Source organism: Methylobacterium indicum, from assembly GCF_017347565.1.
Classification (GTDB): Bacteria; Pseudomonadota; Alphaproteobacteria; order Rhizobiales; family Beijerinckiaceae; genus Methylobacterium; species Methylobacterium indicum.
Window position 1 is genome coordinate 5,428,943 of record NZ_AP024145.1, and the last position, 20,750, is coordinate 5,449,692.

The 20,750-nt window shown below is 70.0% G+C and carries 15 protein-coding genes; all 15 read right to left on the minus strand.

Annotated features, from left to right (window positions below):
* Positions 1-131: 131 nt before the first annotated feature.
* The 15 genes from miv_RS25235 to nuoK all read right to left on the minus strand — a co-directional run bounded on the left by miv_RS25235 (position 132) and on the right by nuoK (position 20,743).
* Positions 132-737 (minus strand): hypothetical protein, encoded by a 606-nt coding sequence (locus miv_RS25235; RefSeq protein WP_058618914.1) that lies wholly within the window; start codon positions 735-737, stop codon positions 132-134.
* Between the two features lie 620 nt (positions 738-1,357).
* Positions 1,358-2,590, minus strand: coding sequence for a cell wall hydrolase (locus tag miv_RS25240; protein WP_244748702.1), 1,233 nt, complete (start codon positions 2,588-2,590; stop codon positions 1,358-1,360).
* Positions 2,591-2,726: 136 nt separating this feature from the next.
* Positions 2,727-4,457 carry an adenylate/guanylate cyclase domain-containing protein gene (locus tag miv_RS25245; RefSeq protein WP_207179578.1) on the minus strand — a complete coding sequence of 577 codons (1,731 nt, stop codon included), beginning with the start codon at positions 4,455-4,457 and terminating at the stop codon, positions 2,727-2,729.
* Positions 4,458-4,704: 247 nt separating this feature from the next.
* Complete coding sequence (gene ppdK / locus miv_RS25250) at positions 4,705-7,383, minus strand: pyruvate, phosphate dikinase (protein WP_207179579.1); 2,679 nt, start codon at positions 7,381-7,383, stop codon at positions 4,705-4,707.
* A gap of 244 nt (positions 7,384-7,627) precedes the next feature.
* Complete coding sequence (locus miv_RS25255) at positions 7,628-8,329, minus strand: ABC transporter ATP-binding protein (RefSeq protein ID WP_207179581.1); 702 nt, start codon at positions 8,327-8,329, stop codon at positions 7,628-7,630.
* Positions 8,330-8,446: 117 nt separating this feature from the next.
* A complete protein-coding gene (locus miv_RS25260) occupies positions 8,447-9,757 on the minus strand; it encodes a lipoprotein-releasing ABC transporter permease subunit (protein ID WP_207179582.1) in 1,311 nt (436 codons plus the stop codon).
* Between the two features lie 4 nt (positions 9,758-9,761).
* Entirely contained in the window at positions 9,762-11,096 is a 1,335-nt protein-coding gene (gene proS / locus miv_RS25265; protein ID WP_207179583.1) for a proline--tRNA ligase, read from the minus strand.
* 494 nt (positions 11,097-11,590) lie between these two features.
* Positions 11,591-11,926, minus strand: coding sequence for a DUF1467 family protein (locus miv_RS25270; protein WP_244748703.1), 336 nt, complete (start codon positions 11,924-11,926; stop codon positions 11,591-11,593).
* A gap of 2 nt (positions 11,927-11,928) precedes the next feature.
* Positions 11,929-12,333 (minus strand): methylmalonyl-CoA epimerase, encoded by a 405-nt coding sequence (gene mce, locus miv_RS25275; protein ID WP_207179584.1) that lies wholly within the window; start codon positions 12,331-12,333, stop codon positions 11,929-11,931.
* Positions 12,334-12,509: 176 nt separating this feature from the next.
* The gene (locus tag miv_RS25280) at positions 12,510-14,183 is read right to left on the minus strand and encodes a ribonuclease J (RefSeq protein ID WP_058618918.1); all 1,674 of its coding nucleotides are present in this window, start codon (positions 14,181-14,183) and stop codon (positions 12,510-12,512) included.
* A gap of 205 nt (positions 14,184-14,388) precedes the next feature.
* Positions 14,389-15,189 carry a biotin--[acetyl-CoA-carboxylase] ligase gene (locus miv_RS25285; protein ID WP_207179585.1) on the minus strand — a complete coding sequence of 267 codons (801 nt, stop codon included), beginning with the start codon at positions 15,187-15,189 and terminating at the stop codon, positions 14,389-14,391.
* 4 nt (positions 15,190-15,193) lie between these two features.
* Complete coding sequence (nuoN, locus tag miv_RS25290) at positions 15,194-16,639, minus strand: NADH-quinone oxidoreductase subunit NuoN (protein ID WP_058618920.1); 1,446 nt, start codon at positions 16,637-16,639, stop codon at positions 15,194-15,196.
* A 10-nt stretch (positions 16,640-16,649) separates the two neighbouring features.
* On the minus strand, positions 16,650-18,170 hold the full coding sequence (locus miv_RS25295; protein ID WP_207179586.1) for an NADH-quinone oxidoreductase subunit M: 1,521 nt from the start codon (positions 18,168-18,170) through the stop codon (positions 16,650-16,652).
* 22 nt (positions 18,171-18,192) lie between these two features.
* Positions 18,193-20,355, minus strand: coding sequence for an NADH-quinone oxidoreductase subunit L (nuoL, locus tag miv_RS25300; protein ID WP_207179588.1), 2,163 nt, complete (start codon positions 20,353-20,355; stop codon positions 18,193-18,195).
* A gap of 82 nt (positions 20,356-20,437) precedes the next feature.
* On the minus strand, positions 20,438-20,743 hold the full coding sequence (gene nuoK / locus miv_RS25305) for an NADH-quinone oxidoreductase subunit NuoK (protein WP_048425446.1): 306 nt from the start codon (positions 20,741-20,743) through the stop codon (positions 20,438-20,440).
* Positions 20,744-20,750 lie beyond the last annotated feature (7 nt).

Genomic DNA, 20,750 nt, shown 5'->3' on the forward strand with positions numbered 1-20,750 from the left:
CGCGCGGCCTTCGTGCCGCGTCGCCGAACCGGGTTGTGGGGCGCGAGCCCCCCGGCGGCAAGGTGGCGGCGGCCCGGGTGGACCCGGGCCGCGCAACGCCCGGGCGGACCCGGGCCGCGTATCGGCTCGGCTCAGTAGCCGTCGTAGATGCTGCCGCCGCCGAAGACGAGGCCGGTGCCGGCACCGACCGCCGCCGCGCCGAGCCCGATTCCGGCACCCGCGAGGCCGAGGCCCGCGCCGACGAGGCCGCTCGGGGCCGGGCCGGCGCCGTAGCCGCCACCATAGCCGCCGCCATTGGCCGGCACCCAGCCGGAGCGACCGGGCTCGACCAGGACGCGGCGCTGGTAGGAGGCGTAGGCCGGCGGGATCACCTGCGGCACCACCTGGGCCGGACGCACCAGCACCCGGCGGGTCTGGGTGGCGTAGCGCGGCGGGATCGTGACCCAGCAGCCGACGGTCTGGCCGTAGGCGTCGATCGAGGTCTGCCAGACGCGGCGGGCCGGGGCCACCAGCACCTGCTCGGACACGGTGTCGTAGACCGGCGGCACGACGTGGTTCACCGTGCGCGGCGGGCGCACCATCACCTGCTCGGACACCGTGCCGTAGACCGGCGGCGTCGAGACCTGGCGGTAGCAATCGGTGGTGCAGCCGTAGCCGCCCGCGAGGGCCGGGGCGGCGGAGACGAGGCCGGCCGCGAGCGCGGTCGCGGCGATGGCACGGGTGACCGGGGCGGTCATGGTCGGAGATCCTCGGGAGTCGCGGGGAAAGACGCTGGCGCGACACTCGCCAGCGCCACGCTTGCCCGGGAGTGAAGCCGGTGCGGAGCCCGCCAGGCAAGCCGAAACCCGGAAGAGGGTAAAATTGCCCTCGGGATTTACTACGTATTTCGGCGAATTGCAGAGGGGATCGCGCAAGCCTGAGAGTCGATCGCCTCGGCAGCCCGGGAACCTGTGAATCCGGCGCGTTCTCTATACTTGCGGTAAACCACGTAGCTCGCTTCGCCGGTGGACGGGCGGAACTTTTCGACGAGGAAGAGTCGAGCGGCGCCGTCCATCCCGGACGGTGATCGGGTGCCGAGCTTACGGGGGACTCACGATGCCGCGTCGGCGCACCGGCGGCCAGCCCGGGCGGGGTGGGTCCTGGCTCGGACAGGGGCCGGCTGCCACCCGCATCGGCATGAAGCCTGAGCCGCGTCGGCAGCGACCGCCCTTGCGGGATATCGCTATGGCGATCGGAGTCCTGAGAGACGGGCCGGGACGGCAAGCCCGACGGCACCTGAGGCCAGCGACCGGCCCGGATGCCGGGCGCGACCGGCCCGGGCGGAGCGGCCGCGTCGGGACGCCTGTTCAGCGGTCGATCAGGTCTGGCCCGGCCGCAGCTGGTAGAAGATGTGGCGGCCGATCACGTCCATCTTGCGCAGGCGGCGCGACCAACGCGGCTTGACGTAATCGGCGTGGTAGTGGGTCGCCCCGCCGACATCGGCGAGGTAGGTGCGGCCCTCGACCACCGCGTGGGCGATGCGGGTCGCGGTCTGCCAGGAGGCGTCGTCGGTGATGCGCAGCGACTTGCCCTCGCAGGCGAAGGAGAACTGGCAGCCCATGTAGCGGTGCCGGTTCTGGTAGACCACGCCGCAGATGTTGGCCGGGTAGAGGCCGCTCTTGGCGCGGTTGAGCACCACCTGGGCCACCGCCGCCTGGCCCTGCTCCGGCTCGCCGCGGGACTCGAAGTAGACCGCCTCGGCGAGGCAGCGCTGCTCCTTCTCGGCGTTCTCCGGGGTGATGAGGTCGGCGTAGCGGCGCTTCGCGTCCTCGCTCGGCAGCGCCTCGGGGGCGATGCGGGCGGCGGTGGTGACGGCCGCCCGGGCGTCGCGATCGAGGCGCGGCGAGATCTGGCCGCCGGCGGCGATCTCGACCGGGGTCGCCTCGGCCGGGGCCGGCGTCGTCGAGGACAGGGCGACGGCGCGGGGCACCGCCGGGGTGCCGCCTTGATCCGCCCGGGTCTCGGTGTCCCGGACCTTCGCCGCACGGGTCTTGTCGGCGGTCTGGCCGCCGGCGGCGGCCCCACGGGTCGGCGCCGTCGCGCCGGCAGCGGGCGAACTCGCGCCCGCCTCGCTCGCCGTGTCCGGCAAGGGCACGAAGGCTTCCTGCGGCTCGAGGTCCGGGTTCCAGGTCGCCGGGCCCGGGGTGAAGGTCGACGCGACGCTCGGGCCGGTGCTGCCGAGCCAGCCGCTCGCCACCGGGAGGGGCCGGCCGGCCCCGGTGACCCGGCCGGGGATCAGCGGATCGGTCTTGTGGGTGCGCTGGGCCAGCGGCTGAGTGCGGGCATCCGCCTTCAGGTCCGGGCGCAGAGGCTCGGCGTCGAGGGCGAGGCGCAGAGGGCCCGAGAGGCTGATCTGCGACGGGCCGACCGGGGTGATGAGGCCGCGCTCCGGCAGCGGCGGCATCCCGCGCGGGACGAGGCGTGCGACGGCGCTGGAGCCGAGCGAGGTCTCGTAGCCGGCGGACGCCGTGAACGAGACGAGGACGCCGAGACCGACGGCCCAGGGCGCCACGGCGGCGGCGAACCAGCGCATGCCCTTCGTCCGCCGCATCTGCCGTCTGCGCAGCTCCCGCTTGCGCACGTACCGCCTGCCCAAGGTCCCGACCCCACTCTACGCACGCCCCGCCGGCCCCGTGCGGGACCCGCGATCGTCAAGGGGAGTGTCGGCGGGTATGGTTGAGCGTTGGTTAAGCGGATGCGCCGAGACGGCCGGCGAGGTCGCCGGCCCGCGCGGCGTAGAGCACCGGCAGGGGCGCCTCTACGCCGCGCACCGCCACGGTCTCGACGCGCAGGCCCTGGAGGCCGATCCCGGCGCGCTCCGCGGCCTCGGCCGAGGCGACGATCTGCACGTCGGCGGCCTTGGCGAGGGATTCGAGCCGGCTCGCCAGGTTCACCGCCGGGCCGATCACCGAGCGCCCCCGGCTCGCGCCGTAGCCGAGGCGGCCGAGCACCAGCGGGCCGGCATGCAGGCCCATCGCCATGCGGAGCGCGCTCGGCAGTTCGGCGGCGAGCTGACGGTTGAGGTCGGTCACCGCCCGGTCGACCTCGCCGGCGGCCGTGAAGGCGCTGCGGCAGGCCGGGCCGATCCCGTCGGCATGGGTGAACAGGGCGAGAAGGCCATCGCCCGCATAGCCGCCGATCCAGCCGCCCGCCGCCTCGATCTCCCGGCCGACCGCCTCGAAGAAGCGGTTGAGGATGAACACCACGTCGAAGGGCAGCTTGCGCTCGGAGAGCGTCGTGAAGCCGCGGATGTCGATGAACAGGATCGCCACCTCGCGCTCGATGCCGGCGACGTCGGTGTTGGTCAGGTGCTGGTCCGCGCTCTCGCGGCGCGGGTCGAGGATGCGCACCACGGCCACGTCGCCGCTGGGCTTCGCCTGGCAGGCGAGCCGCACGTTGGCGGGCGCGCCGATCGCGCGGAGGGCCGCGCTCTCCTGGGCGCCGGGGGGCGACAGGTGCCCTTCCCCGCCCACCACCAGGACCCGGCAGGTCGAGCAGCGCCCGCGCCCGCCGCAGACCGAGACGTGCGGCACCCGATTCGCCCGGCTGATCTCGAGGAGCGTGGGCCCCTCCAGGCTCTTCACCGTGGGGCCGCCGACATAGGAAACGGTGAAGCGCCGGGCCCGCAGGGTCGCGGCCGCCCGGACCAGCACGATGCCGAGCGCGACCGCGACCGCCGCGTAGATCGCGCCCGTGACGGCGTCGCCCCAGGCCGCGACCGTCGAATCGAGGGGCGGCACCTGCCAGCGGGCGGCGAGGTCCGGCGCCTCGAAGCGGCGGGCCAGCACCGTGTCGCGCTCCATCAGGCGCCCTTGCGTGACGATGCCGGCGAGCGCTGCCGCCGGCAGGCCGAAGACCGGCACGGCGAGGAGCGGCACGATGCGCCGGTAGAGCGGCGACAGGCGCAGCCAGGCATGCAGGCCGAGGCAGCCGTGGAGCCAGACCACCAGCAGCAGGGCGGTCTGGAAACCCATGCCGTCGGGCCAGATGCGGACGATCACGTAAGCGTAGGTGGTCCGCGTGCCGTCGACCAGGCTGGTGATCCGGGTGCCCAGGACGTGCGGCACCAGCAGGAAGGGGATCGCGAAGCCGAGCAGCGTCTGCGCCGCCTCCCAGAGCGGCATCCGCAGCGTGCGGCGCTCGGCGAGGCGCACCAGCGAGAAGGCGACGTGGGCGACGAGCGCGAGACCGAGGATCAGGCTGCCGGGCAGCGAGCGGGTGACCGCGACCCGCCAGCGGGCCACGTCCATCATCGTGTCGAGACCGACGAGGCCGAGCGCGTGGTTGGCGAAATGCGTCCCCGCGAAGGCGAACAGGACGAGGCCCGAGATCAGCCGTAGGCGTTGCGCCGGCGAGCCGCGCCACAGGCGGGCACCGGCTTCCGCATCGGGGATGCCGGCGGGAGGCGGTGCGCGCATGGCATCTCTTTCATGGCACGGGCGTTTCCTCTCCCCGCGGGCGGAGAGAGGCCTGTCTGCACCTCGTCGTGCAGGCAGCAAGCCCGATGGGCGAGGGTAAGGGGGCGTTTCCGGAGCCTCATCCGGCGCCTCCCCCTCACCCTCGGCTCACGCCTCGCTCCGTCGACCATGAAGTTGCCGGAGCCCTCTCCCCGCCCGCGGGGAGAGGCGACTGCACGCGACCCGACGCGCAGGCCGCGTGGGGGCCTCACGCCTCGCCGCGGCCCTTCACCTTAAGGGCCGCCTGCGCCGCCGCCAGACGGGCGATCGGCACGCGGAACGGCGAGCACGAGACGTAGTCGAGGCCGGTTTCCTGGCAGAAGGCGATCGAGGCCGGGTCGCCGCCATGCTCGCCGCAGATGCCGAGCTTCAGCTTGTCCCGTACCGCCCGGCCGCGCTCGGCGGCCAGCCGCACCAGTTCGCCCACGCCTTCCTGGTCGATCGACACGAACGGGTCGGAGGCCAGGATGCCGCGCTGCGTGTAGGGCCCGAGGAACCGGCCCGCATCGTCGCGGCTGATGCCCAAAGTGGTCTGGGTCAGGTCGTTGGTGCCGAAGGAGAAGAACTCCGCCGTCTGGGCGATGTCGCCGGCCCGCAAAGCGGCGCGCGGCAGCTCGATCATCGTGCCGACCTGATACTCGACCTCGGTGCCGGTCTCGGACGCCACGGCTTTCGCCATGGCGTCGATGCGGGCCTTCACCAGGTCGAACTCGGTGCGGGTGAAGACCAGCGGCACCATCACCTCGGCAATGATCGGCGTGCCGGTCTGCTTGGCGGCCTCGACGGCGGCCTCGAAGATCGCCCGGGCCTGCATCTCGGCGATCTCCGGATAGAGGATCGCGAGCCGGCAGCCGCGGAAGCCGAGCATCGGGTTGAACTCGTGCAGCTCGTTCATCCGGCGCCGCACCTTGTCCTCCTGGACGCCGGTGGCGGCGGCGACCTCGCCGATCTCCTTGTCGGAATGCGGCAGGAACTCGTGCAGCGGCGGGTCGAGGAGCCGGATGGTGACCGGCAGGCCCGACATGATAGTGAACAGCTCGACGAAGTCCTGGCGCTGGTACGGCAGGAGCTTGGCGAGCGCGGCGCGCCGGCCTTCCGCGTCGTCCGCCAGGATCATCTCGCGCATCGCGACGATGCGCTCCTCCTGGAAGAACATGTGCTCGGTGCGGCACAGGCCGATCCCTTCCGCGCCGTACTTGCGGGCGGTGCGGGCGTCGAGGGGGGTCTCGGCGTTGGTGCGGACCTTCATGGTGCGGACCTCATCGGCCCATTCCATCAGCGCCGCGAAGTCGCCCGACAGCTCGGGCTCGACCATCTCGACCGACCCCTGCATCACCTGGCCGTTCGAGCCGTCGATGGTGATGCGGTCACCGGCCTTGAGCGTCACGCCGCCGACCGACAGGGTGCGGGCGGCGTAATCGACCCGGATCTGGCCGGCGCCCGACACGCAGGGCTTGCCCATGCCGCGGGCGACCACCGCCGCATGCGAGGTCATGCCGCCGCGGGTGGTGAGAATCCCTTCCGCGGCGTGCATGCCGTGGATGTCCTCCGGCGAGGTCTCGATGCGGACCAGGATGACCTTGCGCTCGGCCTTCTTGGCGGCCTCGGCCTCCTCGGAATTGAACACGATCTCGCCCGAGGCGGCGCCCGGCGAGGCCGGCAGGCCGGTGGCGATGACCTTGCGCTCGGCCTTCGGGTCGATGGTCGGGTGCAGCAGCTGGTCGAGGGAGGCCGGCTCGACGCGGCCGACCGCCTCCTGGTGGGTGATCAGGCCTTCCGCCGCGAGTTCGACCGCGATCCGGAGCGCGGCCTTCGCCGTGCGCTTGCCGTTGCGGGTCTGCAGCATCCAGAGCTTCCCGGTCTCGACCGTGAATTCCAGGTCCTGCATGTCGCGGTAATGGTGCTCGAGCATCCCGTAGATGCGCACGAGCTCGGCATAGGCCTCCGGCATCGCCCGCTCCATCGACGGCTTGTCGGAGCCGGATTCGATGCGGGCGACCTCGGTAATGTCCTGGGGTGTGCGGATGCCCGCCACCACGTCCTCGCCCTGGGCGTTGATCAGGAACTCGCCGTAGAGCGCCTTCTCGCCGGTGGAGGGGTTGCGGGTGAAGGCCACACCCGTGGCCGAGGTCTCGCCCATGTTGCCGAAGACCATGGCCTGGACGTTGACCGCGGTGCCCCAGCTCGCCGGGATGCTATGCAGCTCGCGGTACTTGTTGGCGCGCGGGTTCATCCACGAGCCGAACACCGCGCCGATCGCGCCCCAGAGCTGGGCCTGCGGGTCCTGCGGGAAGTCCTGGCCGAGCTCGCGCTTCACCAGCGCCTTGTACTCGCCGATCAGGTGCTTCCAGTCGGCCGCCCCCAGCTCGGTGTCGAGGGTCAGGCCCTTCTCGTCCTTGTAGCGCTCCAGCACCTCCTCGAAGGAGTGGTGCTCCACGCCGAGCACCACGTTCGAGTACATGGTGATGAAGCGGCGGTAGCTGTCATAGGCGAAGCGCTCGTCGCCGGCGCCGCGGGCCAGCGCCTCGACGGTGACGTCGTTGAGGCCGAGATTGAGCACCGTGTCCATCATGCCGGGCATCGAGGCCCGGGCGCCGGAGCGCACCGACACGAGGAGCGGCGACTCGGAATCGCCGAAGCGGCGCCCGGTCAGCTTGCCGACGGCTTCGAGCGCGCCGGCGACCTCGCCCTCCAGTTCCGGCGGGTATTGCCGGCCGTGGTCGTAGTAGTAGGTGCAGACCTCGGTGGTGATGGTGAAGCCGGGCGGCACCGGGAGGCCGAGATTCGACATCTCGGCGAGGTTCGCGCCCTTGCCGCCGAGCAGATCGCGCATCGCCGACTTGCCCTCGGCCTTGCCGTCGCCGAAGGTGTAGACCCACTTCGCCATGTCACTTGTCCGTTCGTAGCGGCTGCCGCCTGACGTTCCCGCCGGGTTGGACCATTCCCCGGCCCAACGCAAGCTGAACGGCAGGGTCATCCAAAAGTCTTAGGGGCGGGACGTGCCGGGCGTGGGGGACTTGGGCCCGGAGGTTTGGGCTCGGAGGTCTGGGCTCGGAGGACATGGGTGCCTCGCCTCCCCCGGGCCCGGGCCGGATACCGGGTGTGGCGCCCGGCGGGCCGGCGACGACGGGTCACGCCAGCTGGACGATGAGGCCGTTCTGGATCGTCACCCGCCGGTCCATCCGGGCGGCGAGCTCCAGGTTGTGGGTGGCGATCAGCGCCGCGACGCCGGAGGCCCGCACCAGCGAGACCAGGATCGCGAAGACGTGGCCGGCGGTCTGCGGGTCGAGGTTGCCGGTCGGCTCGTCGGCCAGCAGCAGCCGCGGGCCGTTGGCGAGCGCACGCGCGATGGCGACGCGCTGCTGCTCGCCGCCCGATAGCTCCGCCGGGCGGTGGGCGAGTCGCTCCTTGAGGCCGAGGAACGACAGCAATTCGCCCGCCCGCGCCCGCGCCTCCCTGGCCGCCAGGCCCCGGATGAGCTGGGGCAGGGCCACGTTCTCCAGCGCCGAGAACTCGGGCAGGAGGTGGTGCGACTGGTAGACGAAGCCCATCTCCTCGCGCCGCATCCGGGTGCGGGCCGCGTCGTCCATCCGGGCGCTCGGCTGGCCGCCGATATAGACCTCGCCGGCATCCGGGCGCTCGAGCAGCCCGGCGACGTGCAGCAGGGTCGACTTGCCGGTGCCGGACGGCGCGACCAGCGCGACGATCTCGCCGGGCCAGATCGCGAGATCGGCCCCGCTCAGGATCTCGAGATGGCCGGCGCCTTGCGCGTAGCGCCGCTCGACCTGCGCGAGGAAGAGCGCCGGGACCGGCTGCTGTTGTGTGTCGTCCATCGGCGTCAGGCGCCCCGCGCCGAGGCGTGGGGGGTGGAGCGTTCGGGGAAGGCGGGCAACGGCATCCGGACGGTACTCGGGTACGGGGCCGGACGAGCGCCCGGCCGGGACGAAGGATCAGCCGTAGCGCAGGGCCTGCACCGGGTCGAGCCGGGCGGCGCGCCAGGACGGGTAGAGGGTCGCGAGCAGCGACAGCACCATCGACATCGCGACGACGGCCACGACCTCGCTGGCGTTGGTCTCCGACGGGATCTCGGACAGGAACCGCACCGTCGGATCCCAGGCGCCCGGGAACAGCGTGCGCTGGATCACCGTGAGGTTGGCCGAGAAGACGAGCCCGAGCACGAAGCCCGCGATGGTGCCGAGGATGCCGATCGAGGCGCCGGTGATCAGGAAGACCCGCATGATCGCGCCCCGCGTCGCCCCCATGGTGCGCAGGATCGCGATGTCGCTCGACTTGTCCTTCACCAGCATGATCAGGCCGGAGACGATGTTGAGCGCCGCCACCAGCACGATCAGCGTGAGGATGATGAACATCACGTTCCGCTCCACCTCGAGGGCGGAGAAGAAGGTGCGGTTGCGCTGGCGCCAGTCGGTGATCAGCACCGGGCGCTCGGCGGCAAGCTCCAGTTCTCCCCGCGCCTCCCCGACCGAATCGGCATTGTCGAGGAAAATTTCGATCACCGAGACGTCGCCGTCGCGGTTGAAGAAGGCCTGCGCTTCGGTCAGCGGCATGTACACGAAGGTGCCGTCGAACTCGGACATGCCGACCTCGAACACCGCCGCGACGTTGTAGCTCTTGATCCGCGGCGCGGTGCCGAACGGCGTCGTGGCGCCCTTCGGCGTCGCGAGCGTGATCGTGTCGCCGGCCTGGAGCCCGAGGGATTCGGCCAGCCTCTTGCCGATCGCGACGCCGCCGCCGGTGTCGAAGTTCTCCAGCGTGCCGCCCCGGATGGTCTTGGCGACCGAGGGAATCTTCTGGAGGTCGTCGGCCCGCACGCCGCGCACCAGCACGCCCGAACCGCCGAACTGCGACGAGGCGAAGGCCTGGCCCTCGACCATCGGCAGGGCGAGGTGGACGCCCGCCACCTTGCCGAGCCGCTCCGACAGGTCGGCGAAGTCGGTCAGCGGCCGGTCGATCGGGGCGACGAAGATGTGGCCGTTGATGCCGACGATCTTGCTCAACAGCTCCTTGCGGAAGCCGTTCATCACCGAGAGCACGATGATGAGGGTGGCCACGCCCAGCATGATGCCGAGGAACGAGAACAGGGCGATGACCGAGACGAAGCCCTCTTTCCGCCTCGTGCGCAGGTAGCGCCCGGCGATCGTCCATTCGAACGGCGCGAACGGCAGGGTGCCGCCCTGCCCACGCCCCGCGAACAGGGTACCGATCTTCGGGATACGGTCGCGAATCGCGGCAAGGGGCATCGGCTCAGGCCGTCCGGTTCTGGCGCAGGTAGGCCGGCACCGCGTCGGGGGCCACGGTCTCGCGGGCACCGGTGGCGCGGCGCTTCACCTCGACCTTGCCGTCGGCCAGACCCTTCGGCCCGACGATGACCTGCCAGGGCAGGCCGATCAGGTCGGCGGTGGCGAACTTTCCGCCCGGGCGCTCGTCGCGGTCGTCGTAGAGGACGGTCAGGCCGGCGGCCTCCAGCTCGCCCTGGAGCTTGGCGCAGGCCGCGTCGGTGGCGGCGTCACCGACCTTGAGGTTGAGGAGCGCGACGTCGAAGGGCGCCACCGCGTCCGGCCACACGATGCCGGCTTCGTCGTGGCCCGCCTCGATGATCGCCGCCACCAGCCGGCTCGGGCCGATGCCGTAGGAGCCCATATGGACCGGGCGCTCCTGCCCGTCCGGGCCGGTCACCTTGGCGCCCATCGGCTCCGAGTACTTGGTGCCGAAATAGAAGATGTGGCCGACCTCGATGCCGCGGGCGGCCATCTGCTCGGGTGCCGGCACCTGCGCGAAGGCGGCGGCGTCGTGCATCTCGGAGGTCGCGGCGTAGCGCGAGGTCCAGTGATCGACGGTCGCTCGGAGCCCGGCGACGTCGTCGAAGTCGATAGTCGCGTCGGGGGTCGGGAAGTCGAGATAGGCGCGGTCGCAGAAGACCTCGCTCTCGCCGGTCTGGGCCAGGATGATGAATTCGTGGGAGAGGTCGCCGCCGATCGGCCCGGTCTCGGCCCGCATCGGGATCGCCTTCAGGCCGAGCCGCGCGAAGGTGCGGAGATAGGCCACGAACATCTTGTTGTAGGAGTGCCGCGCGCTCGCCTGGTCGAGGTCGAACGAGTAGGCGTCCTTCATCAGGAACTCGCGCGAGCGCATGGTGCCGAAGCGCGGCCGCACCTCGTCGCGGAACTTCCACTGGATGTGGTAGAGGTTCTTCGGCAGATCCTTGTAGGAGCGCACAGCCGAGCGGAAGATCGCGGTGATCATCTCCTCGTTGGTCGGCCCGAACAGCATGTCGCGCTCGTGCCGGTCCTTGATGCGCAGCATCTCCTTGCCGTAGGCGTCGTAGCGGCCGGATTCGCGCCACAGGTCGGCCGACTGGATCGTCGGCATCAGGAGCTCGACGGCGCCCGAGCGGTCCTGCTCGGCCCGGATGATGTCCGCGACCCGGTTGAGCACCCGCAGGCCCAGCGGCAGCCAGGCATAGATGCCGGCCGCCTCCTGGCGGATCATGCCGGCGCGCAGCATCAGGCGGTGCGAGACGATCTCGGCTTCCTTGGGCGTCTCGCGCAGGATGGGCAGGAAGTAGCGGCTGAGACGCATGGTCGACCTTGGCGTGGCAGGCAGTGGCTTTACGGGGGCTCGCGGCCCCGCCGGGGCGGGTTGATCCCCGGGGATCGCCCTTTTGCACGCTTCCGGCCCCGTTCGCAAAACATGAAACGCGACGCGCTGCCCGCCGCGGCGCCTCCGTCGGCGTCCCTCCCCGCGCCGGAAGCGGGGCGAAGGAGGAAAATGCGGTTGCCATGCAAAAAAACGCATCAACCTGCTGGAAAGGTGGTGACAATGCGAATTCTTGTTCCTATAAGCGGCATCGCGATGATGCGCAGGCAGGCCGAACGGCGCCGCGCAAGGTCCGAGTCTCGGGAGGAATAGCCAGCCTCAACACCCAACGGGGTGAATAATAGAATATGGACTGGCGAAAACATTCAGAAAGCTATCAAGCAAGGCTTCCGAGCCTTGCTTTTTTATTTTGTGCTTCGAACGACAATGAAGCCCGGACCATGCGGGCGACCGCGGCGTCGAACGCCGCGGCTCTGCTACAGCCCTGCGAGAGGAAAGGCCGCCACCGCGACGACGAAGACCACGTCGGAGACGAGCGTGGTCCACACCGCCTTGCGGCGCATTTGCGGCTTGTGCGGCGCGCCGAGATCCTGCCCCGGCACCACGACCTCGGTGCCGTCGGGCGCGGCGCGGAACGGCAGCACCGCGAACAGCACCGTCCACCAGACCACGAAATAGAGAGCCCCCGCCCCGAAGGCGCTGAGGCGGAAGCCCCAGACCGCCAGGGCGAGCATCGGCAGCATCAGGACCACGCAGACCGCGAGGGTGCGGGGGATTGAGGCGGTGGCGCGGTCGAAGAGGTCGGCGATCAAGATCAGGCCTGCTCCAGCTCGACCAGCGTGCCGAGGAAGTCCTTCGGGTGCATGAACAGCACCGGCTTGCCGTGGGCGCCGATCTTCGGCTCGCCCGAGCCGAGGATGCGGGCGCCTTGCGCCTTCATCCGGTCGCGGGCCGCCAGGATGTCGTCGACCTCGTAGCAGACGTGGTGGATGCCGCCGCCCGGGTTGCGCTCCAGGAAGGCGTTGATCGGCGAATCGGCACCCAGCGGCTCCAGCAGCTCGATCTTGCTGTTGGGCAGCTCCACGAAGATCACCGTCACGCCGTGCTCCGGCTGCGGCAGCGCCGCCGACAGGGTCGCGCCGAGCGTATCGCGGTACACCTTGGCTGCGGCCTTGAGATCCTTCACCGCGATGGCGACGTGGTTGAGCCGGCCGATCATGGGGTTTTCTCCGTAATCCCTGAGGGATGATCTGTTCTTGGGTTTTGGCTCCAACGGCGCGACGGCATCAACCCGTCCTTGTGACTAGACGCTGAGCGCCTAAAGCGCGAAGAGCCCCCTCCCCCCGCAGAGGGGGGAGGGTCGGAAATCGCACCGGGGCGACGCCCCCGCTCTCGTCACACCTCGACGACCATCACGTGGCAGGCGGGCTTCTTGCCCCACACCTCGTTGACGGCCGAGCGGATCGCGCGGTCGACGGCGTTCTCGACCGCCTCGGAGTCGCGGCGCTTGACCCGCGACAGGCCGTTGAGCGTCCGCTCGACCGCGTCGCCGACGACGTCGATGATGACCTCGCCCTTGCGGCCGTAGCTCGGCAGGCCCATCAGGTCGATCGACGGCTCGCCCTTGATCTCGCCGTTGCGGTCGAGGGCCACCGCCACCGAGACGATGCCCGTGAAGGCGAGCTTGCGCCGCTCGGGAATGGCGCGGTCGTTCGCATCGACCAGGACGTTGCCGTCCTTGTAGACGCGACCGCTCTTGACCCGGGTGACGATCTCCGGCTCGCCGGGAGCCAGCCGGATCAGGGTCCCGTTGCGGGCCTTCATCACCTTCTCGACGCCCTGCTTGCGGGCGAAGGTCGCGTGCTCGGCGAGGTGCAAAGCCTCGCCGTGGACCGGCACCGCGATCTGCGGCTTGGTCCAGCGGTACATCGCCGCCATCTCGTCCCGGCGCGGGTGGCCGGAGACGTGGACGAGCTCGGTCCGGTCGGTGATGACCTCGATGCCGGCCTCGATCAGGTCGTTGATGATCGCACCGACCGCCCGCTCGTTGCCGGGGATCGCCCGCGAGGAGAAGATCACCCGGTCGCCCGCGGCGAGCGCGATCTCGGGATGCTCCTCGCGCGATACCCGGGCCAGCGCCGCCCGCGGCTCGCCCTGCGAGCCGGTGAGGAGCGCCACCACCTTCTCGCGCGGCAGGTAGCCGTAGGCCTCGGCGCCCCGGATCTCCGGCAGGCCGTCGAGGTAGCCGCACTCGCGCGCGACGTCGATCACCCGGTCCATGGCCCGGCCGACCGCCACCACGTCGCGGCCGCAGGCCTGCGCCGCGAGGCAGACGGCGCGCATGCGCGCGACGTTCGACGCGAAGGTCGTCACCGCGACCCGGTGCGGGGCGTTGCGGATCAGCTCGGCGAGGTGCTGCGAGACTTCCGACTCGCTCGGCGACCGGCCCTCGCGGGTGACGTTGGTCGAATCGCAGACCAGCGCCAGCACGCCCTCCTCGCCGAGGCGGGTGAAGGTCTCCTCCGAGGTGGAGTTGCCGGCGACCGGCGTGTCGTCGAGCTTCCAGTCGCCGGTATGCAGGACCATCCCGAGCGGAGTGCGGATCGCGAGGGCGTTCGCCTCGGGGATCGAGTGGGCGACCGGCACGTACTCGATCGAGAACGGGCCGAGCTGGAGGCGCCCGTCCGCCGGCACCTCCCGCATGTCGACCTTGGGCGCGCCCGGCTCGCCGAGGCGGCGGGCCTCGATCAGGTTCTTGGTGAAGCGGGTGGCGTAGATCGGCACCTTCAGCTTCGGCCACATCTCGCCGATGGCGCCGATGTGGTCCTCGTGGCCGTGGGTGATCAGGATGCCCAGGATGTCGTTGCGGTGCTCCTCGGCGAAGCTGAGATCCGGGTACATCAGGTCGACGCCCGGCAGATGCTCCTCGCTGGCGAAGCCCATGCCGAGGTCGACCATGATCCACTTGCGGTGCTTCGGCGGGCCGAAGCCGTAGAGGCCCGCATTCATGCCGATCTCGCCCACTCCGCCGAGGGGCACGAAGATCAGCTCATCTCCCTTGTTCGACATTCCCATACCATTGCTGCATGGACCGCCGTCGCGGTCCCACTCGAGGAACGGCCTCGTCTGCCGTCACGGTCACGGCGCCGTCATGTTCGTGTCCGGCCGGAAACGGCCGCGCGGCGGCGGCGCCCAGAGGGCGCCCCGCCGTGAAAAAACCTCTCTCCCTCGGGGACGCGTCGTCGCCGTCACGGCGCCGGTCCGCCTCCTCGCGTCACGCCGCCGTGGCGGCCGTCCCGAAATGCACCTCGCCGGCCGAGACCGCGACGTGGCCGCCATCCGGCAGCCGCACCACGAGGCGCCCGCCCTCGTCGATCGTCTCGAAGGTCCCGGTCGCGCTACGCCCCCCGGCCTGGACCGTCACCGGCCCGCCGAGCCCGGCCGCCGCGGCGAGCCAGGCCTCGCGGATGCGGGAAAAGCCCCTGCCCTCGTCCCAGAGCCGCTCGGCCTCGATCCAGGCGCCCGTCAGCAGGCGGAACAGGCCCGGCGCATCGACCGCGTGACCGGCTCCGGCCAACGAGGTCGCGCCGTAGGGCAGCCCGTCCGGCGCGCCCGCCACGTTGATCCCGATCCCGACCGTCACCACCGCGCGGCGATCCGGCAGGGTCTCCATCTCGAGGAGGATGCCGACGAGCTTGGCACCGCCGAGCAGCACGTCGTTCGGCCATTTGAGCCGGAAATCGGGCCCGCGTCCACCCGCCCCCGGACCGCAGGCCCGGCGCAGGGCCCGCTCGACCGCGACGCCGGCGACGAAGCCGAGCGTCGCGACCCGGTCCGGGGCAATCCCGGCGGGCACGGGCCAGAGCAGGCTCGCGGCGTGGTTGCCGGGGATCCAGCTCCAGCCCTTGCCGCGCCGGCCGCGTCCGCCGGTCTGCTCCCGGGTGACCACCCAGAGCGGGCCGGTCTCGCCCGCGCGGGCGAGATCGAGGGCCTGCGTGCTCGTCGAGCCGAGGCTGTCATGGACCTCGAGGCGGTATCCCGCGGCCATGGCCGCGGGGTCGAGCACGAAGGTCATGCGCCTAGAACAGCGACTTCGCGGCGGCTCCGGCCAGCCCGACCAGCGGCGCCGGCACGAGCCAGAACAGCAGCACCACGACGCTCGACAGGCCGAGCACGATGCGCAGGCCAGGGCCCATCGGCGCATAGGCGCCGGCCGGCTCGTCGAAGTACATCACCTTGACGAGGCGCAGGTAGTAGTAGGCGCCGACCACGCTGGTGACCACGCCGATCACCGACAGCAGGACCAGGTTCGCCTTGATGGCCGCCGCGAAGACGTAGAACTTCGCGAAGAACCCGGCGAGCGGCGGGATGCCGGCGAGCGAGAACATCATCATGGCGAGCAGGAACGCGACCAGCGGATGGGTGCGCGACAGGCCCGACAGGTCGTCGATGGTCTCGTACATCTGGCGGCCGCGGCGCAGCGACAGGATCACCGCGAAGGCACCGAGCGTCATGGCGAGGTAGATCGCCATGTAGATCACGACGCCGCGCACGCCCTCTTCTGTGCCGGCGGCGAGCCCGATGAGGGCGTAGCCGACATTGGCGATGGAGGAATACGCCATCAGGCGCTTGAGGCTGCGCTGGCCGATCGCCGCGAAGGAGCCGAGCGCCATCGAGGCGATCGACACGAACACGATGATCTGCTGCCACTCCGGGGTGATGACCGGGAAGGCGCCGATGAAGACCCGCACGGCCATGGCCATCGCGGCCATCTTGGGAGCCGAGGCGAAGAAGGCGGTGACGGGGGTGGGCGCGCCCTCGTAGACGTCCGGCGTCCACATGTGGAACGGCACGGCCGCGAGCTTGAACGACACGCCGGCGGCGACGAACACGACGCCGAGCACCACGCCGACCCCCGAGCCCTCGCGGAGCGCGGTGACGATGTGCGGGAACGAGACGGTGCCGGTGAAGCCGTAGACCAGCGAGGCGCCGTAGAGCAGCATGCCGGAGGACAGCGCGCCGAGCACGAAGTACTTCAGGCCGGCCTCGGTCGAGCGCACGTCGTCGCGGTGGAACGAGGCGATGACGTAGGCCGCCAAGCTCTGCAGCTCCAGGCCCATGTAGAGCGCGATCAGGTCGTTGGCCGAGGCCATGACCATCATGCCGATCGTCGAGAGGACGATCAGGATCGGATACTCGAACCGGGCGATGCGCTCGCGCTCGAAATGCTCCTTGGCGAGCAGGATGGCGGCGGCCGACCCGATCAGGGTCAGCGCCTTCATGATCCGGGCGAACCCGTCGACGATGAAGGAACCGTTGAAGGTGGTGACCTTGGCGCCGAAGGGCTGGCTGACCACCGCGAACAGCGCGAGGATCAGCAGGATCAGGGCCCCGACGCTGACGCCCTCGGTGGAGCGTTCGCCCTTGAAGGCACCGTAGAGGATCAGCACCAGGACGCCGACCGACAGGATCAGCTCCGGCAGGGCGGGCCCGAGGGCGGGCATGACGATCTGAGCGGCGTTCATCGCGAAAAACTCAGTGCGGGACCGGCAGGGCCGCGGCAGCGGTCTGGGTCGTGGAGAGGGCGGCGCGCATCCCCTGCATCAGCGCGTCGGTCGAGGGCGCGAAGACGTCGAGGATCGGGCCGGGATGGACGCCGTAGTAGATCGTCAGGACGACGAGCGGGGCGAGGATCAGCATCTCGCGGCGATCGAGGTCGGTGATCCCCTGCAGGCTCGGCTTCTCGAGCTTGCCATAGACCACCCGGGCGAAGAGCCACAGGGCGTAGGCCGCCGACAGGATGATGCCGAAGACCGAGAAGAACGAGACCATCGGGTTGGCCCGCAAGGCGCCCATCATGGCCAGGAACTCGCCGACGAAGCCCGAGGTGCCCGGCAGGCCGACATTGGCCATGGTGAAGACCATCATGGCGACGGCGTAGAGCGGCATGCGCTTGACGAGGCCGCCATAGGCCGAGATCTCGCGGGTGTGCATCCGGTCGTAGATGACGCCGACACAGAGGAAGAGCGCGCCCGACACGATGCCGTGCGAGATCATCAGGAACAGGGCGCCCTGGATGCCCTGCTCGTTCAGCGTGAACAGGCCGAGCGTCACGAAGCCCATATGCGCCACCGAGGAGTAGGCGATCAGCTTCTTGATGTCGGTCTGCACCAGCGCGACCAGAGAGGTGTAGATGATCGCCACGACCGACAGCGTGTAGACCATCGGGGCGAAGTAGTGCGACGCGTCCGGGAACATCGGCAGCGAGACCCGGATGAAGCCGTAGCCGCCCATCTTCAGGAGGATGCCCGCCAGGATGACCGAGCCGGCGGTCGGCGCCTCGACGTGGGCGTCGGGGAGCCAGGTATGGACCGGCCACATCGGCATCTTCACCGCGAAGGAGGCGAAGAAGGCGAGCCAGAGCCAGATCTGCATGTTCGCCGGGAAGCGGGTCTGCAGCAGGGTCGGGATATCGGTCGTGCCGGCCTGCCAGTACATCGCCATGATGGCGAGCAGCATCAGCACCGAGCCGAGCAGGGTGTAGAGGAAGAACTTGAACGACGCGTAGATCCGGCGCTTGCCGCCCCAGATGCCGATGATGAGGAACATCGGAATCAGGCCGGCTTCGAAGAACAGGTAGAACAGCACCAGGTCGAGGGCGCAGAACACGCCGATCATCGTGGTCTCGAGGACCAGGAACGCGACGAAGTACTCCTTCACCCGGTGCTCGATCGAGAGCCAGGAGGCGCCGACGCAGAACGGCATCAGGAAGGTGGTGAGCAGCACCAGCGGCATCGAGAAGCCGTCGACGCCGAGCTTGAACCGGATCGTGTCCGTCAGCCAGGCATGGGTCTCGACGAGCTGGAACTGCGAGGTCGCGGTGTCGTAGCGACCCCAGGCGACGAGGGACAGGAGGAAGGTGGCGAGGGTGGCGATGAGCGCCGCCCAGCGGGCGTTGCGACGGACCGACTCCTCGTCGCCGCGCAGCGTCAGGATGAATGCGGCGCCGACGAGGGGCAGGACGAGGAGGCCGGAGAGGATCCCGAGGCCGAGCATGAGTCTCTGTTCTCCGGTCAGATCAGTGGGTGGCCGCGGAGACGCCGGTGATGAGGTACCAGCTCACCAGGGCCGCGACGCCGACCAGCATCACGAAAGCGTAGTGGTAGACGTAGCCGGTCTGCAGGCGGACCACCCCGCGGGTGACATCGACCACGCGAGCGGCGATGCCGTTCGGGCCCATCCCGTCGATGATCCGGCCATCGCCGACCTTCCACAGGAACTCGCCGAAGCCCTTGGCCGGGCGAACGAAGATCCGGTCGTAGATCTCGTCGAAGTACCACTTGTTGAGCAGGAAGCGGTACAGCAGCGGCTGGTTGGTGGCGAGCTGATGCGGCAGCTCCGGACGGCGGATATACATCCAGAAGGCGAGCACGAAGCCCAGCACCAGCATCACGAAGGGCGAGTGCTGCACCCAGGCGGGCGCGTTGTGAATGTCGTGCATGATGTGGTTGTCGGGGCCGTGCGCGAGCGCGCCCTTCCAGAACTCGTCCATGCCTTCGCCGATGAAGCGGTTCTTGAACACCAGGCCGGCGAAGAGCGCACCCATGGCGAGGATCGCCAGGGGGATCGTCATCACCTTCGGGCTCTCGTGCGGGGTGTGGGCGTGGTGGTCGTCGTGGTGCTCGATGGCCGAGCGCGAGGCCGGCTCGACGTCGTGGCCCTTGTCGTCGTGGGCGACACCCTCGTGGTGGCCGGGGGCGCCGTCGGCGATGGCGGAGGAGGCATGGGCCGACGTGTGGGCCGACGTGTGGGCCGAGGCGTGGGCGACGGCATGGTGGGCGTGCGCGTCGGCGTGGTGGTCGTCATGGCCGTGGCCATGCGCATTCTGCCAGCGGGCCCGACCCTCGAAGGTCATGAAGAACAGGCGCCAGGAGTAGAACGAGGTGAAGAAGGCCGCGATGACGGTCGCCAGGAAGGCCAGCGTGTGGCCCGGGCGGGTCGACATGTAGGCCGCCTCGATGATCGCGTCCTTCGAGTAGAAACCGGCGGTGAACGGGAAGCCGATCAGCGCGAGCGTCCCGATCGCCATCATGGCGGTGGTGAAGGGGATGTAGCGGCGCAGATCCCCCATGTTCCGCATGTCCTGCTCGTGGTGCATCGCGTGGATGACCGAGCCGGCGCCGAGGAACAGCAGCGCCTTGAAGAAGGCGTGGGTGAAGAGGTGGAAGACGCCCGCCGCGTAGGCGCCGACGCCGAGCGCGACGAACATGTAGCCGAGCTGCGAGCAGGTCGAGTAGGCGATGACGCGCTTGATGTCGTTCTGCACGAGGCCGACGGTCGCCGCGAAGAAGGCCGTGATGCCGCCGATCACCGTGACGACGATGAGCGCGTTGGGCGCCGCGTCGAAGAGCGGCGACAGGCGGGCGACCATGAACACGCCGGCGGTCACCATGGTGGCGGCGTGGATGAGCGCCGAGACCGGGGTCGGGCCCTCCATCGCGTCGGGCAGCCACGTGTGCAGCAGGAACTGCGCCGACTTGCCCATCGCACCCATGAACAGCAGCAGGCAGCAGATGGTGAGCGCGTTCCAGTCGTAGCCCAGCAGGTGGAACGTCGCGTCCTTGAGCTCCGGCACCTTGGCGAAGATGGCGTCGTAGGAGACCGCGCCGAACAGCACGAAGCAGAGGAAGATGCCGAGGGAGAAACCGAAATCACCGACGCGGTTGACGATGAACGCCTTCATGGCGGCGGCGTTGGCCGAGGGCTTCTCGTACCAGAAGCCGATCAGCAGGTACGAGGCGAGGCCGACGCCCTCCCAGCCGAAGAACATCTGGACGAGGTTGTCCGACGTCACCAGCATCAGCATGGCGAAGGTGAAGAGCGACAGGTAGGCGAAGAACCGCGGCCGGTGCGGATCCTCGTGCATGTAGCCCATCGAGTAGAGGTGGACGAGCGCCGAGACGCTGTTGACCACGACCAGCATCACCGCGGTCAGCGTGTCGGCCCGGAACGCCCAGTCGACCGTCAGGCCGCCGGCGGTGAACCACGTCGCGACGTGATACGTGGTGGCGCCGTGGCCGTGCCCTCCGGTCACCTCGAAGAAGGCGACCCAGGACAGGAGCGCCACGAAGACGAGGATGCCGGTGGTCACCACCTCGCTGGCCCGCGGGCCGATGCGGCGCCCGAACAGACCGGCGATGAGAAAGCCGATCAGGGGCAGGAAGACGATCGCGTGGTACATGCTCGGGTCCCGGCCTCGCGTGGCGGTTGCCGCTGTGGCGCTGGTTCTTAGGGGAAAGGGCGTGCGGGCTCGGTGAGCCGCGTCAGCCCTTCATCATGTTGACGTCCTCGACGGCGATCGACCCGCGATTGCGGAAGAACACCACCAGGATGGCGAGGCCGATCGCGGCCTCCGCGGCGGCGACCGTGAGCACGAACAGGGCGAAGACCTGGCCGACGATGTCGCCGAGATGGGTCGAGAACGCCACGAGGTTGATGTTCACCGCGAGCAGGATCAGCTCGACGGACATCAGGATCACGATGATGTTCTTGCGGTTGATGAAGATGCCGAGCACCCCGAGGGTGAACAGGATCGCGGCGACCGTCAGGTAATGGCTCAAACCGATCATCGTGCCT